This window comes from Zobellia nedashkovskayae (assembly GCF_015330125.1).
GTDB lineage: Bacteria > Bacteroidota > Bacteroidia > Flavobacteriales > Flavobacteriaceae > Zobellia > Zobellia nedashkovskayae.
Genome location: NZ_JADDXR010000002.1, coordinates 4,146,245 through 4,161,294 on the forward strand (window position 1 = coordinate 4,146,245; position 15,050 = coordinate 4,161,294).

The following is a 15,050-nucleotide window of genomic DNA, read 5'->3' on the forward strand; positions in this document are numbered from 1 at the left end:
AATGCCGGAAAGTAACAAATTAAATGTTCTTGGAACTGCTTTAGAAGCTTGTTGTACAAATCCCGCTACTGGATATTTTAGAGATGGGTTTTGTACAACTATTCAAGAAGATTCCGGAACGCACATTTTATGTGCCATTGTTACTGAGGATTTTTTAAATTTTACAAAAGGGCGTGGAAATAATCTTTCTACGCCCTTACCTCATTGGAATTTTCCTGGCCTTAAACCTGGCTCCAAATGGTGTCTATGTATTTTTAGGTGGTTAGAAGCTGAACGGGCTGGTAAAGCTCCGTTTGTAGTTCTTGAAGCAACTCACCAAAAAGCTCTGGAATATACTACCTTAAAAATGCTTCGGAAATATGAAGCTCTAGTATAATTACACTAAACATTGCTACTTTTTTGAAGAAATGGAATTAGAGACTATTTCTAGAATAGAGAGCGCGGCTCTTTCTCCGGAAATCATAGCTGCATTTAACGAACCATTTAACTGCGTATCTCCAGCTAAAAATATATTTGTTGTTAATCGTGTTTCAGATGGCAACATGTCATATTGTAAATTGACTAATTTAGGAAGTGCCATTGGTATACTGTACTGTTTTATAAACCTGCACAAATCAATTCCACAATGTTCTTTCAACTCCCTTTTCACCCGCTCAATAAAATCTTCTCCTGTCAAATTTTGATTATCCACTACTGTTACCGATAGTAGTTCTTTATCACCTGTTGTCTTGGTATCCAAATTTGTGTGGTAAAAAATATTATTGATTAGCGTTCCTGCTTCAGGAATAAGACCAATGAGTGATTTTTTAATAACTTTATTTTCTGTTTCAAAATATAAGGTATCACATGATTTCCACTCAGTTGATTGATTTTTTAAATTAGAAATCAAACTACTCGCATCCGTGGCTACTATAGTATAATGACTTTCTAATTTTGTGCTATCCTCTAATATTATTTCCGCATCTTTTACGGATGTTACTTTTGTATTGAATTTGAAGGTGGTGTTTTTTAGATTTTTCGACAGTTGTTTTGGAATTGCTTCAATTCCAGATTTTGGCAAAGCAGCATATCCTTCTCCAAACATTTTGTACACGAACTCAAACATTCTACTGGATGTCTCTAACTTATTTTCAAGAAAAATACCACTAAAGAACGGTGAGAAGAAATCTTCGATCATTTCAGAAGAAAAACCTAATTGTTTCAAATAAGAGAAACTAGATTGCTCTTTATCAGAAAAAATATCTGACAACGTTTTTGTCTTTAATTTACTATTCAGTTTAAGTATTTTGATTTTATCAGAAAGAGTTCCTATTCCGGCTAATAAAGTGGGAAATAATAATGACAAATCTCTTAGCGGGTCGCCTATAGCCATTTGTTCGCCATTTTTAAAAATAGCGGCGCCTGGCAAGAACTTTTGTAAATCTAAAGACTCAAAATCAAGATATTTTTGAGCAGCAGGATATGCCGTAAGTAACACTTGAAAACCATAATCTAATTGATACCCATCTATAATATCTGTTTTCACCCTTCCGCCAACACGATCTGTAGCTTCAATAACGATAGGAAAAAAGCCGTTTTGCTCCAGAACGGTAGCTGCGATTAAACCACTTACTCCCGCACCTATGATGTGAATTTTAAAGTCCTGCTTTTCCATAATTAAATCATTTACTAAAATAGAACAATCTTCTATTGGACTAATTTAATAGTTTCTATTTTTGTTTAACAATTAACTTGTAAAAATAAACAAAAAATACTTTTATCTTTATCTCAAAGGTAAAATACAAATAGTGGATACTTATACTATATATGAATAAAACAGCCATTACACGTTGTGAACATTTTAATGCAGCTCATAGATTGCATAACACAAACTGGAGCGATGAAAAAAACCTCGAGATTTTTGGTAAGTGTAACAATTCCAACTATCACGGACACAATTATGACCTAGAGGTTAAGGTTATTGGTTTTTGCGACCCCAATACGGGTTATGTCATTGATACAAAAATTCTTTCTGCCCTTATTAAAAATAAAGTATTGGACAGATTTGACCATAAAAACCTAAACTTAGATACTAAGGAATTTGAAAGTTTAAATCCTACCGCGGAAAATATAGCAATGGTAATTTATGACATTCTTAAGGCGGAGTTAGATGAAGGTCTAGAATTACTAATAAAGTTATATGAAACGCCAAGAAACTTTGTGGAATACCCTTATTCGTAAATTATCTTAATTGAAAATAAGTTGAAAGAGATTTGAACCACAAGTGCTATTATAAAATTACAGCAACTTTCTAATACTAATAAAGACAATAATCATTAGGGAGTACCACAGGAAAAACGGTACAATATATTCTTTAAACCCTGTTACCAAAAGTAAACTTATGGTTAGAAGCTGAAAACCAAGCCCAAAAGTTGACAAAGCTGTCATTAGTAAACTGGGTAGTCGTTTACCACTTGAAGCATTTGAATCTAGGGTGTAAATAATTTTATCAAAAACGCCATAAAGCGCTTTATAAAATCCAAAGAGAATATTTACATTCTTTTGCTTCTCTCCCTTTAAAGCGGTTGGAGAATCATATTCAAAAACTCTACTTGTTGTATCACCATTTACACTATTTCTTAAAATAACATAATAGTAATTATATAAAGTACCTTGTAATTGAATCCCTAAGAATGCAAAAAAGCTATGTAATAAATTAGCTTCTGTTGTATACCAAAGTGCTGCAAAAATAAATACGTTTAAAACTATATCTGCAACAGAATCAAGATAACGACCTGTATATGACGGTGTTTTTTTTACTCTTGCCAATTCCCCATCGGCAGCATCCAATATTGATTTGAGTATCAAAAAAAAAGCTGCGGCCCAGTAATAACCAAATAGAATACAAACAACAGCTATTAAACCGGAAATTATAAACCATATCGTTACATCAATTGGCGTATATGAAGTTTCCTTAAGCGAATTAGCTAGAAGTCTTGCTATAGGCCTTCCGTAATCAGAAAGGTCTATGAATTTATGCTCTTTTGGTAACTTGGACATGCTACTTTCTAATTCTGAAATTTTGAGTCTAGCACCAAAAATCAATCAGAATATAAATTTATTTAAGTAATTCGTAAATGTACAATAGCCTCATGGATAAAGCCTAGCTTTAGTAGTTAATTTTGTTTATCATTTTACATCATTATTTAAACGAAATTGTAACTTTGTTTATCATCTAGTCAGATATTTCCATTTATTAAAATTTAGTTATGAAAACAACTGATAAAGCAAAACTATCACCAAGTACTTCCTCTGATACAAAAAAGCAGTCTGTCTATGATTTAGCTATCAATACTTTAGATGGTAAACCTATATCTCTTTTAGATTATAAGGGGAAGAAAATACTTTTTGTAAATGTTGCTTCTGAATGTGGGTTTACAAAACAATATAAAGAGTTACAAACTTTAAGTGATACTTACAATGAGAATCTTGTTGTTATTGGCTCTCCTTGCAACCAATTTGGTCAACAAGAACCTGGTGATGCTTCGCAGATTCAAGAGTTTTGCGAATTGAATTTTGGTGTCAAATTTTTACTCACCGAAAAGATTAATGTAAAAGGAAACAAACAACACCCATTGTATAAGTGGCTTACCTCCAAAGAATTAAACGGCAAAAAAAGTTCTAGTGTAAAATGGAATTTTCAAAAATATCTGATAGATGATAAAGGGAATTTAATTGATTATTATTTTTCAATCACTAAACCTATGAGTTCTAAAATCACCAAACATTTATAATGTCAATAGCTATCATTAGACTTCTATTAGATTTTGGACTAGTTGTTTTAATTTGGATAATTCAGCGTATTGTCTACCCGAGCTTTCTTCATTATAAAACTCAAAATCTAATTATTTGGCATAACGTGTACACTTCTCGTTTTAGCACCATAGTCATACCATTAATGCTTGGCCAACTTGCTATTTCCATCTATCAAGTTATTGTAGTGACTAATTTATATACCATCATAAGCCTTGTATGTATAGTTCTTATATGGGCATCCACTTTCTCGCAATTTGTACCTATACATTCTCAAATTTCAAAAGGAATAATTAATGAAAAACTATTGATTTCGCTAGTTAAAAAAAATTGGATTCGAACTATATTATGGACACTACTATTTCTATTTAGCTTTACTTATTGTGTTATTTAGATTTTATAGAATAACTCTTACTTTAACACGATAGAACCAATTTCTAGTTTAAAATTTTCCGCTTTTTTATTACCGATTAAGAAAGCAACTTCTTGAATACTATTGCCATCATAATTTGGAATATCTAGCTTACGACCTCTAAAAGTAGGATACATATCTACTAGAAGTAACTCTATAACTTCCCAATCTTCTGATGTATTGAAGTATGAAACATAAGAATGATTATCTGATACTTTCTTTTTTAATCTAAACTGATATTTTTTTCCATCACCTCTTACATTCAAAACAATCTTTGAATACGGTTTTGTAACTATGTCATTGAAACGGTGTTTTAGAGTAGAAAAACCCCCATTATTCTCTAATGAAACGTGCCCTTCAAAACTGACGTTGCCTTCGTTATTTAAATGGACGGTTCCAGATGACCTTCCTCCCATAACCACATCGTCTATCACTTTCCAATCGCTAATATAATTTACTGCATTAGAATCAAAAATAGTATGGGGTTGTATTGTCATTATAAATATGAATAATAAATGAATCTTTAGTTAATTTACAAAGTCGATAAATAAGCTTGCCCATTTTCTAAATGCCGCTGTTGTTTCTCAGCAGGCATCTTATCAAACATTCGCACAAGCATTCCTAAACGCGGGTTTGATAAAAAGAAATCGCGATGTACATGCATAAAACGCCAGAAGAGCCCGTCCCAAGTGTCTTGCCACTCCCCTTTTTTATAGTTACTCATTTTAAACAAATAATTACTTCCACTAATATAGGGTTTGGTAGCCATAAGTCCACCATCTGCAAATTGACTCATTCCATAGATATTAGAGACCATAACCCAGTCATAAGCATCTATAAAAAGTTCCATAAACCAGGTATAGACTTCATCTGGATCAAACTCGCACAGCATCATAAAATTACCCAAAATCATTAGACGTTCTATGTGGTTACAATATCCTGTTTGTAATACTTTTTTAATGGTTTGATCAATTGGAGGAATACCTGTTGTTCCATCATAAAAAGAAGACGGTATTTTTCTTTTAAATTTCCAAAAATTTGTTGTGCGCTCTTCACTACCTCTAGATTCATAAATGCCTCTCATAAATTCTCTCCAACCTATGATTTGCCGGACGAAACCTTCGGTAGAATTAATGGGCACCTTGTTTTCTTCCGCATACAATAAACAAGCTTCGATAATTTCTTTAGGTGTTATTAAACCTACATTAAGCATGGGCGTTAAAACGCTGTGATTTAAAATGGAGTTTTCAGCGACCACTGCATCTTCATAAATTCCGAACTCCATAAAGCGCTGCTCAAAAAATTGATGCAACCACATTTGAGTTGTTTCAAAACTTGTAGGATATAGGGACTGTTTTGTTAGAATTCCTAAATGATCAGAAAAATGCTTTTCTACATAGGTTATAGCTTCCTCATAATAGATATCTACATCTGGAAATTGAATGGAAGGAGGCGTTTTCTTAGCAGGATATTTCTTTCTATTTTCCGCATCAAAAGTCCATTTTCCTCCTGTTGGCTCACCATCAGCATCTATTAAAATACTTCGCTTTTTACGCTGCTCGGTGTAAAAGGTCGTTTGATGGTATTTCTTTTTATCCGTTCTAAAAAAAGTCGCTAAATCTTCTTTTGTATTTAAAAATAAAGGTGAGCTGAATACCGTTGTTGAAATATCATTTTCTAAACAGCCTTTTTCTATTCGCTTTTGCAGCCAATTATCTGTTGGGTCTATATAGTTAATATGTTCAATTCCCTTAAGCTTTAACGCTGGGATAAGCTCTCTAATATCAGAAGTAACATCAATCGCTTCAACATAAGATACTTCAAGATGTCTGTCTTCCCTTAAAAAACTGGCATACCGCTGCATTGTAGCTCTATGAAAAGCTATTTTTTGCTTGTGAAAAGGGTACTGCTTAAAGAATAAATATTCTTCAATAATATATATTGGAGCATCCACTTCAAAAAGTGGTGACTCTTTAAATAATTGATGTGGAAATATTAAGTTGATACTTTTCATTTGTTCCTTCTACAACGTTCACTACAATATTTTACGGTGTCCCAGTTTTTCTCCCATTTTTTAACGCCATATAAATGGTCGCTGACAAACAACGCATATTTTCTCAGGAAGATGTTGTTTTTTCATTACTCAAATTCAGGTATTTCATTTAACCTAGCATAAGGATGGTTTTCTATCTTTTTTAAGGTATAGTAGCTATTTAAACCTGAAATACCCACGGCTTTGGTTATTTCTAAATCAATACCACCGTCTATCATAGCATCGTCCGGCAATATCAAATGTTCAATCTCGCCAATAATCAGAGCCGTACCGTTGTGCTTAATATCAATAGCTTCTATAAAACGCATTCCTATTTTAAAACTGCTTTCTTCAACAAAGGGAGCTTTAAAATTAGCTATATATTCTTCAGTAAGTTTACATTGTTCAAATTCAGAAATACCAATATCAAATTTTACCGAGGTATAATGCGCATTTTTTATAAATTCTGGGTGAACATGATTAATGGTATAAATCCCGCTTTCAAAAATATTACGATACGTATGTCCCACTTCGGCCGTTCTTGGTCTAGCGACAAAGCCTAAAAGCGCTGGATCGCTGCCTAAATGAACCACAGAACTAAAAATAGCCAGATTAGTCCGGCCTTTATCATTTATAGTACCTATAAGATTCGCCGGCTTAATTCCCGTAACCGAATTAACTATTTTAAGCTTACTAATACGGTCTAGTTTTGCTATATCTTCTTTAGTATACATCATATAATTATCTATGGAAATGGGTACTTAATAGGTAAGCTGCTTTTTACATTTTTTCCAGAAAGCAAAGAAAGACGGATAATATCCTTTTACATCAAACATCCATTCTCTTGGTTCTTCAAAACCTTCATAATGTTTATTTAAAGGATGTTCTTTGTAATAGACGTCAGTAGTGTCATAATCAGAAATAAGCTCATGAAACTCACCTACATAAACCTGTATTTCCTCTATATTTTCGGTAGAAATAGTAAATATAAAATCAAGTGTTTTTTGGGATATAGGATAGCTTTCAAAATGTGAAGGTTCTAATAGCAATATTCTATTTGCAGCAGTATCTTTTTTCCATAATGGGTCTAGGTTATAGAAGTTATAGATACAAGTGGAAAGGTTTTTATTAATAGTAATTGTTTGCTTCTTTGGTAAGGACGTTTGTAAAGCCATTCCTGAAGTTTCTTTTAACACTTCAGGAATTTCTAATCCGCTAAAAACTTCATAAGGCACATCTAAAAACGTATTTCTTTGTTGTGTTAAGCTGTATTTATTGATGTTTTCCTGATTGGCAACATATTTCTTATTTGCGTTTGCTCCAGCAACCCATTGCCAACTTAACGCATTACTAGCCCAATCTGCATCTAGTAAATGATAATACATCCATTGTGCAGGAACCTTCCAATGACTTTGGGCTACATTACACGCTATAGATGCAATATACATTCTTAGGTGATTGTGCAAATACCCCTCATCGTAAAATTTCTTAATAGAATTATCAATAGCATTAATACCCGTATCTGCTTCTACAATAGCTTTTGAAATTGAATGATTGGAAACTGGTGTTTGCTGATTTTTTAAATCCGAATTAATAGCATCTCCTTTATCAATCCATACTTGTTGCCAGTAATCTCGCCAAGCCAATTCTTGAATGAATTTTTCAATTTGTGCAGGTTGATAACCACGCTTTAAAATTTCAGAAAGAATAAATTTTGTTGAAATAATTCCTCTAGAAATATAGGGAGATAAATAGGTGACTGAACCATTTACAAAATTTCTAGTTTTACCATACTTAACAGGATCAATATTACGAACACGCTGAAGAATTTCAGGATATGATGTTGGGAAAATAGAATCTTGATCTTCAAATAATTCCATTTATCGTTTGCTTATTTTATTCCCCGAAATAGCTCTTTGTCGAGAAGATTTAAATCGTGTTATGTCAGAACTGCGTTTCTTTAAATGCTTCTGGCTAACGCCGCTATTAACGCGTTTACGCCATCGCTTAAAACTAGATTCTTTAAGGTTGCCGCGCATAACTTTAATAACTTCCTTCTCCGGTAAACCAAACTGAAACAGAATAGCTTCAAAAGGTGTTCTGTCCTCCCAAGCCATTTCTATTATACGGTCTAATTCTCTTTCTGTAAATTGTTTTGTTTCTGTTGTCATACTAAAACTAGATTTTTTCCCAGATTTGGTCTGCATTCAAATAAAAGCTTCCTAATGCATTAAATCTACATTCTTCTGGTGCTATTATGGAAAGAAAAGATTCTCCATTTTCCCTCTTGTATAAATGATATATTTTACCAATAATAGGTTCAAAATTGAATTTTGCATTATAAATGAGTTTGTTGAATTCAAACTCTTGCATCATTTTATCATACTCGGCTTTTAACTCAACATATCTGGCTTCAATCTTATGATTTACTTTACTTATACTTCTGTTCTTCCAGGCAATTGTATCTGTAATCGTAATTACCGGAGCCCCAACAGACGTTGCATAAGGCTTGAGAGCCGCATCGTATTTTTTTGTTTCCAGATCGAAAACTACATTATCAGGTTTTTTATCTTCTACCATTGGTATAAAAATGTATTAGCTCAACTTTTCTAGTTGCTTCATTATTTCTTCCGCTTCATAGATTTTCTGATCACTCATTTTCCTGTTGGTGGTCGACAAGCTATGAGCTTCTTTTAAAAGATTTTCATATTGATCCTGAAGTTTAACTTTCTCTGATTTCTTTTTAAATAATCCGAACATATTTATTTCAACTTTATAAGTTCTTAAAAATAGAATGTAAGAACCATGACATAAAGATACAAAATGTTTAACTATTTTTAAATTAAGTTAAACGAAATTTAATTATATGTTGAATTGTAAATTTAGCTACCTAATGAATCCTAAAGGATAGTTTTAATATGTAAAACCCTGGAAGTATAATTTTGCTGATAAGATTTAATATACGGCAACCATGTAAGGAGCAGATTGCACATTAGCTCCTATCATCTTTATCTGAAATCAAAACGATTTCTAATAATTAGATTTCAATGATATCTTTAAAACCGAGAAGAATAAAAAACCCTGTAAATCAATGATTTACAGGGTTACTACGCCTTATACAGGACTTTCTGCGGAGAAAGAGGGATTCGAACCCCCGGAGGTGTGACCCTCAACAGTTTTCAAGACTGCCGCATTCGACCACTCTGCCATTTCTCCTGAGTGCCTTATCAGGTATTCCCTGAATGCGGGTGCAAATATAGGAACCTTTTTCAATTCCGCAAGGGTCTTTCTAATTTTTATTTTTGGTTCAATATTAATGCTGCCTTAATCATTATCTAACCATAAACTTACGCGACTGAGTCCAATTTGCCCCTTTTACTTGTAAAATATAAACACCACTTCCCAAATCGTCAGTACTTAACTGCTCAAAAGATTGTTTACTACCCATAATTTTAGACCATGATCGGACCAAACTACCGTCTAAGCTGTATATGCTTAATGTAACATTTTCTTCTTCTTCGCTGTCACCTAGCAAAATATCGGCTGTCAATGTTTGAGACCTATCTATTGGATTTGGGAAGAGCAAAATATTATTTCCAGAATTTTTGAAATTTATTTCAACTTGGTTTGAATACACCCTTTCGCCATCACCCGTAACGGCTACAATTCGATAAATCGAGTTTCCGATTATCGGGTGATAATCTGAATCACTATAGCCATTCTTCCCAGCCACTCTTGAACCCGGCTGATCAGTAACCATGCTGAAATCATCACCGTTCACTGATTTTTCTATAATGAAGGTTTCTATTTCTATGTCATTCGTAGCGGTCCATTCAATGTTTACAACATGTGATTTTTTATCCACCGAAACGCCATCAAAATAAAAATTACTTGGTAGCTCACTCAACTTCAAAGCTTCGGTATTTGGACTTTCTTCAAAGGTTTTACCCATAAGTGCGCCTGCCGAACTGAATATCATATAATGTATATCTTCAGTAGTATGCTCCGTTTCTATATCACCACACTTCTCCTCTTCCAGAAATACGGAGACGTTACTCCCCGTTAGTTCTTTATATCGCATCGTAGCGGCATTACCCCCGTATTCAGACCCAAGCCCTCCTATGAATATAGCGTTATCATCATAATTTTGTTCAAAGTCAATAGTATGCCAATTGTGGTCAACCTCTCGCCCGGTATTTGCCAGTTCAAAAGCAAAATTTTCATCGGAAAATATACCGGGTTCTACTGCTAGCCAGCTTATTATTTCCGGTGAATGCCCTCCAACCGAACTATCCTGTTCTTTTAATTTCATACGAAGTTGGGATGTATTTGAATATCGCTCATCAAAAAATACAGTTACAGCCTCTACCTCGTTTTCAGTTACACATTGACCGAAAACCAATGGTTTCTCCCCAAAAGAGCGATTAAATTGCTGTGTATACCACTGGTGATCTCTGCCTTCTACGTTTCCAGCTTGTAATAATTTACCATTGGCAAGTTCATGTACTCCTGCTTCTACAACAATATAAGGTATCGTTTCTGTTAAATGGCTTTCATCCCAACACTCCCATTCATCAATTCGTACTTTAAAACTAGACCTCGTAACATCTTTTACCCGCACTGTTGCTTGGTTGGTTCCTTCGTAAGTAGGACCGCCCGCTATAACCACTGGATTCTTGTACGTTTTATTTAAACTAACGCTAACCCAGTTGTGATTGGTGTTTACAGTTCCAGTTTCGCCAATATCGGTTAAGCCTACTCCAACGCTTACGGGCTCCAATTTCCATTGTTGGTTTTCCGAATTACTTGGTGACCACATTGTTGCTGCCCTTCCGTTTTTATTAATTCCTTTTGAAATATAAAGTGCGAGACCATTATAAGCACTAACTATTCGTAAGTTTTCACCTTCAATATCTTCAAAATACCACAATTGATGCTGACTACCATCCCAAACCTCTTGAATCACATTCGACCCACGTTCAGACTTTAAATCACGAAGAGACAGTACCATATCGGAATGCATTGCTTTAATACGATATTTATTTCCTCCCATTTGTTCTACATACCATTTAGCATTATCACCAGAATCCGAAATACTATTTACTGCTCTTGCATCAGTTAAAAGCGAAGCATTCTCGATGGTTAGGTATTTTTTTCTGTCTCCCATTTTAAAAGTATACCATCCATCTTCTACAGTCATAGGGCCATCAACATCTAGTCCATCTATCCATCCAATCAATGTCTGTAGATAGTCTTCATCCAACATATTTCGCCCTATAGGGGGCATGCGATTATCCGAGGTGCTGGCGTCTCGTACATACAAAACAGAGTTTAAAATATCTTTTGGTTTTACAATTTTACTTCCTTGAATAGAGGCGTGACTCTCCACATCCGCATTAATCATAGATTGATCATAAAGCGCCGTCATAGCTCGGCCATCAAACGCACCCTCCACACCATTTGGACGATGACAGTAAGCACAGTTTGCATCCATATACGACCGGATCTTCATTTCATCACTTGTGTTTTCAGAGTTAATATGAGCTGATGCCGGCAGCTTTGTATGAGAAGCTATATCTTCGGTAAACATATTTAAATGACTCCAAGTTTGTAATTGATTACCTGTAATTCCTGTGGAGGGATAGGTAAAATCTCTGTTGAGTTGCCGTGTTTTTAAACCCAGTGAATATCCTGCGACGCTATTATGACATTGCATACACTGATCTCGAGTAGGAAAATCCCAAGTTTGCTCCTCTACCGATCCGTCACTTTTCTTAACCTGATAATTCTGTGAAACAGACGCATCATACCCCACAAGAAAGGCATCCGTTTGCTCATCGTTCCATTTATAGGTAACCGCGTAGGCATCGTTATCATTGGTAAAAACTAAAAAACGAGTTTCCAATTTTATAACTTTAGAAAGTTCATTTTCATCCACGGGAAGATCAAACTGCTTTATAACCACCGTACCTGCAGGAAATGACCAATTCTCTTCATTCTGAAAAACAATCTGCTCTTCTGAAGTATTATGTGCTCCATCATTAGGCAAGGCGATCCATCTTCGTTTTTCCGCCCCATCTGACCATAAAGGTGAGTTAACGTCATAAGGAACAATTCCATCAACAGTTGCCAAAGTCTGCATATTGGTAAACACGTTCAAGTCTGAAAGTTTTGAAGGAGGGTCGGGCACAGCCACCGTACGCACCACTTTTTGAATGACACCACCATCTTGTGCCGTACCGAACAAATCAAGAATGTACATATGACCATCTGAATCTATAAAAAATGAGGAAATACCATCCTTGTTACCTTCGCCGTCTACGGGAACGCTCAAAAGGTAATCTACGTTACCCATATTTTCACCTATTTTGGAAAGGGTCCAAACGGTTTGGGTCTCATGATCACCAAATACATATTTCCCAATCAATTCAGGATATCGATTCCCTCGGTACACCATTCCTCCAATAATTGCTCTTCCGGTAGTTCTATCATAGGCATGAATAGGTGGCCTATCATTACCAATAAGCGAATCTGGCATAACAGCAGGTCCGTCTTTATCGCCCTCACGATAGGGCCATTGTAAGTTGTCACCTTTTCTAACTAAGCTAATTTCTTCTTTAGCACCTTGTCCAACATCACCAACCCATATATCACCAGTTGGTGGGTCAATGCTAATTCTGTGAGGACTTCGAGTACCGATTGCATAAAATTCTTCTAGGTTAGAGCCACTAGTATCTACCCAAGGATTGTCATTAGGAATATAGTAGCCTTGGGTAAAGGAATCTGGCCATCCGTTGGGTGGGATGCCCGCATTAAGAGGTTGTCTCCGTATAGGATGACTAATTTTACCGCCCCTTTTATCAACATCAATACGTAAAATTCCACCAAACAGGAATTTGTCAATTTGTTGTGTTACTTTATAACTGTCATTAGCGTCCCCTTCATCACCAACTCCAAGATATAAAAACCCATCTTCAGGACCGAAAAACATATCTCCCCCATTGTGATAGTCGCTCCGATCATATATGTTGATAAGAACCTCTTCACTAGAGGGGTTAATTGCATTTGCACCTATCGGAAGGTTAAATCGGGAAAGACGCATATACCCATTAACCGTTGCTCCAATTCTGTCAGTACCCTGAACAGGAGTGTACCGGTAAAAGGCATATATATACTCAGCATTGGGAGAGCCTCTGCGGCCATATTCTGGATGCAGCACCAAGCTCAACATTCCACCATCTGTATTGGTTACAACATTATCAGAGATATCAAGAAGTAACTGTTTAGAAATGGTTCCAGCATTGTTAGCAATTTTCCAAATATGACCCTGCAAGCCTAGAATCAAAAATTCTTTACCCCCAGGAAGCTCCTCCATATCTACCGGGTCTACAAAAGTTAAATTTGGAAAAGCATTTTCTACACTATAATTGGCATTCACATCTTCTGTTCCTGTAGGAGTTGAAGAAGGAAAAGTCCCATTAAGAAAGGCACCCAATGGCTCGGCATTTTCAAGTCCGGGGCCATAAAGATATGGTATAAAGGAAAAGGTCAAAAAGACGGTAATAACAAGGCATACCGCGCCCGTCTTTTTTCGATAATTTAATTTCATAGTGTTCTAAATCCTATTATTTAAACTAATCTCAAAATCGATGAAAGGGTTGAAATGAACGCTTAAAATCAGATAAAATCGATGAAAAGCACTCTACTTTAAGACAATGATACAACATAAATTTATCTTCTCTTTCTATATAAGCTACTTCATTTTCATTAAATTGGCCACCATGCAACAACCTCTTGTTAGTATTCTTATTCCTTTTAAAAATACAGAAGCCTTTCTTAATCAATGTCTTGATTCTATTATAGAACAAAAATATATAAACTGGCAAGTTCTTGCAGTTAATGACGAAAGTTCTGACGGCAGTCTTAATTTGGTGAAATCATATGCCAAAAATGACGCACGTATTCACTTATTTGATAATGAAGGAAATGGTATTATAGAAGCCTTACGAACCGCATATAAACAAAGTAAAGGGCAATTCATTACTCGAATGGATTCTGACGATATTATGACAGCAGAAAAACTGGAAATTATGGTGGAATCGCTTTTGGAGAATGGAAAAGGTCACTTGGCGGTTGGACAAGTACGTTATTTTTCTCATCGAGGCATTAGTAATGGTTATGAGCGCTATGAAAAATGGCTAAATCATCTAACCGAATCTGGCGACAACTATTCTGAAATATATAAAGAGTGTGTTATTCCTTCCCCTTGCTGGATGGTCTTTCGCGAAGATTTAGACCGCTGTGGTGCTTTTGCTCCAGATTTATATCCAGAAGATTATGACCTTGCTTTTCGTTTTTATCAAAACGGACTTAAATGTATTCCCTGTAGTAAACTCCTGCATTTGTGGCGCGATTATGATACCAGAACCTCTAGAACTAGTGAGCATTATGCCCAAAACTATTTTCTAGACATTAAACTTCGCTATTTCTTAAAACTAAATTACAATCCCACTAGACCTTTAACTGTTTGGGGCGCGGGTACTAAAGGAAAAGAAATTGCAAAAATATTGCAAGAGCAGAATATAGGTTTTTATTGGGTCTGCGATAATCCAAAGAAAATTGGAAAGCATATTTACAACAAAGAAATGTTTCACTTCAGTAAACTAAAGGAACTACCTAATGCACAAAGTATTATTAGTGTGGCTAATGAAAGCGCACAAGTTAATATTAAAAAGTTTTTCTCAGCTATCAATAAAAAGCCAATGGAAGACTATTTCTTTTTCTGCTAAAAACTTAGTATCAACCCTTATGTCT

14 protein-coding genes, 1 tRNA gene and 1 pseudogene are annotated in these 15,050 nt (G+C 35.0%); 4 read left to right on the forward strand and 12 right to left on the reverse strand.

Annotation, left to right across the window (positions count from 1 at the left end; translation table 11 throughout):
* Position 1 precedes the first annotated feature (1 nt).
* Positions 2-376 carry a DUF2237 family protein gene (locus IWB64_RS17050; protein WP_194535160.1) on the forward strand — a complete coding sequence of 125 codons (375 nt, stop codon included), beginning with the start codon at positions 2-4 and terminating at the stop codon, positions 374-376.
* Between the two features lie 15 nt (positions 377-391).
* Here IWB64_RS17050 and IWB64_RS17055 read toward each other — a convergent pair whose 3' ends face one another.
* Positions 392-1,654 (reverse strand): NAD(P)/FAD-dependent oxidoreductase, encoded by a 1,263-nt coding sequence (locus tag IWB64_RS17055; RefSeq protein ID WP_194535161.1) that lies wholly within the window; start codon positions 1,652-1,654, stop codon positions 392-394.
* A gap of 152 nt (positions 1,655-1,806) precedes the next feature.
* Between IWB64_RS17055 and IWB64_RS17060 the strand changes: the two genes are divergently transcribed.
* The gene (locus IWB64_RS17060; RefSeq protein ID WP_194535162.1) at positions 1,807-2,220 is read left to right on the forward strand and encodes a 6-pyruvoyl trahydropterin synthase family protein; all 414 of its coding nucleotides are present in this window, start codon (positions 1,807-1,809) and stop codon (positions 2,218-2,220) included.
* A gap of 57 nt (positions 2,221-2,277) precedes the next feature.
* On the opposite strand, the gene IWB64_RS17065 is transcribed toward IWB64_RS17060, so the two are convergent.
* The gene (locus tag IWB64_RS17065; protein WP_194535163.1) at positions 2,278-3,039 is read right to left on the reverse strand and encodes a CDP-alcohol phosphatidyltransferase family protein; all 762 of its coding nucleotides are present in this window, start codon (positions 3,037-3,039) and stop codon (positions 2,278-2,280) included.
* A gap of 209 nt (positions 3,040-3,248) precedes the next feature.
* Between IWB64_RS17065 and IWB64_RS17070 the strand changes: the two genes are divergently transcribed.
* Entirely contained in the window at positions 3,249-3,773 is a 525-nt protein-coding gene (locus IWB64_RS17070; RefSeq protein ID WP_194535164.1) for a glutathione peroxidase, read from the forward strand.
* Positions 3,774-4,203: 430 nt separating this feature from the next.
* Here IWB64_RS17070 and IWB64_RS17075 read toward each other — a convergent pair whose 3' ends face one another.
* From IWB64_RS17075 to IWB64_RS17120, 10 genes and pseudogenes are all read right to left on the reverse strand, one after another.
* A complete protein-coding gene (locus IWB64_RS17075; RefSeq protein ID WP_194535165.1) occupies positions 4,204-4,701 on the reverse strand; it encodes a CIA30 family protein in 498 nt (165 codons plus the stop codon).
* A gap of 35 nt (positions 4,702-4,736) precedes the next feature.
* The gene (locus IWB64_RS17080) at positions 4,737-6,218 is read right to left on the reverse strand and encodes a cryptochrome/photolyase family protein (protein WP_194535166.1); all 1,482 of its coding nucleotides are present in this window, start codon (positions 6,216-6,218) and stop codon (positions 4,737-4,739) included.
* Positions 6,215-6,344, reverse strand: a pseudogene (locus IWB64_RS17085) (DUF2256 domain-containing protein). The gene IWB64_RS17080 and the pseudogene IWB64_RS17085 overlap by 4 nt, the downstream one beginning before the upstream one ends.
* A complete protein-coding gene (locus IWB64_RS17090) occupies positions 6,344-6,973 on the reverse strand; it encodes a flavin reductase family protein (protein ID WP_194535167.1) in 630 nt (209 codons plus the stop codon). Before IWB64_RS17090 ends, IWB64_RS17085 begins: the two are co-directional and overlap by 1 nt.
* A 24-nt stretch (positions 6,974-6,997) precedes the next feature.
* Positions 6,998-8,116, reverse strand: a complete 1,119-nt coding sequence (locus tag IWB64_RS17095) for an FAD-binding domain-containing protein (protein ID WP_194535168.1) — start codon at positions 8,114-8,116, stop codon at positions 6,998-7,000.
* On the reverse strand, positions 8,117-8,407 hold the full coding sequence (locus IWB64_RS17100) for a TIGR03643 family protein (RefSeq protein ID WP_194535169.1): 291 nt from the start codon (positions 8,405-8,407) through the stop codon (positions 8,117-8,119). It lies immediately after the preceding gene.
* 7 nt (positions 8,408-8,414) lie between these two features.
* Positions 8,415-8,816, reverse strand: a complete 402-nt coding sequence (locus IWB64_RS17105; protein WP_194535170.1) for a DUF2452 domain-containing protein — start codon at positions 8,814-8,816, stop codon at positions 8,415-8,417.
* 15 nt (positions 8,817-8,831) lie between these two features.
* Complete coding sequence (locus IWB64_RS17110) at positions 8,832-8,996, reverse strand: Lacal_2735 family protein (protein WP_194535171.1); 165 nt, start codon at positions 8,994-8,996, stop codon at positions 8,832-8,834.
* A gap of 371 nt (positions 8,997-9,367) precedes the next feature.
* Positions 9,368-9,452 (reverse strand) — tRNA-Ser (locus tag IWB64_RS17115).
* A gap of 115 nt (positions 9,453-9,567) precedes the next feature.
* The gene (locus IWB64_RS17120; RefSeq protein ID WP_194535172.1) at positions 9,568-13,845 is read right to left on the reverse strand and encodes a PQQ-dependent sugar dehydrogenase; all 4,278 of its coding nucleotides are present in this window, start codon (positions 13,843-13,845) and stop codon (positions 9,568-9,570) included.
* Between the two features lie 172 nt (positions 13,846-14,017).
* On the opposite strand from IWB64_RS17120, the gene IWB64_RS17125 reads away from it, so the two are divergent.
* Entirely contained in the window at positions 14,018-15,025 is a 1,008-nt protein-coding gene (locus IWB64_RS17125; protein WP_194535173.1) for a glycosyltransferase family 2 protein, read from the forward strand.
* The last annotated feature ends 25 nt before the right edge of the window (positions 15,026-15,050 follow it).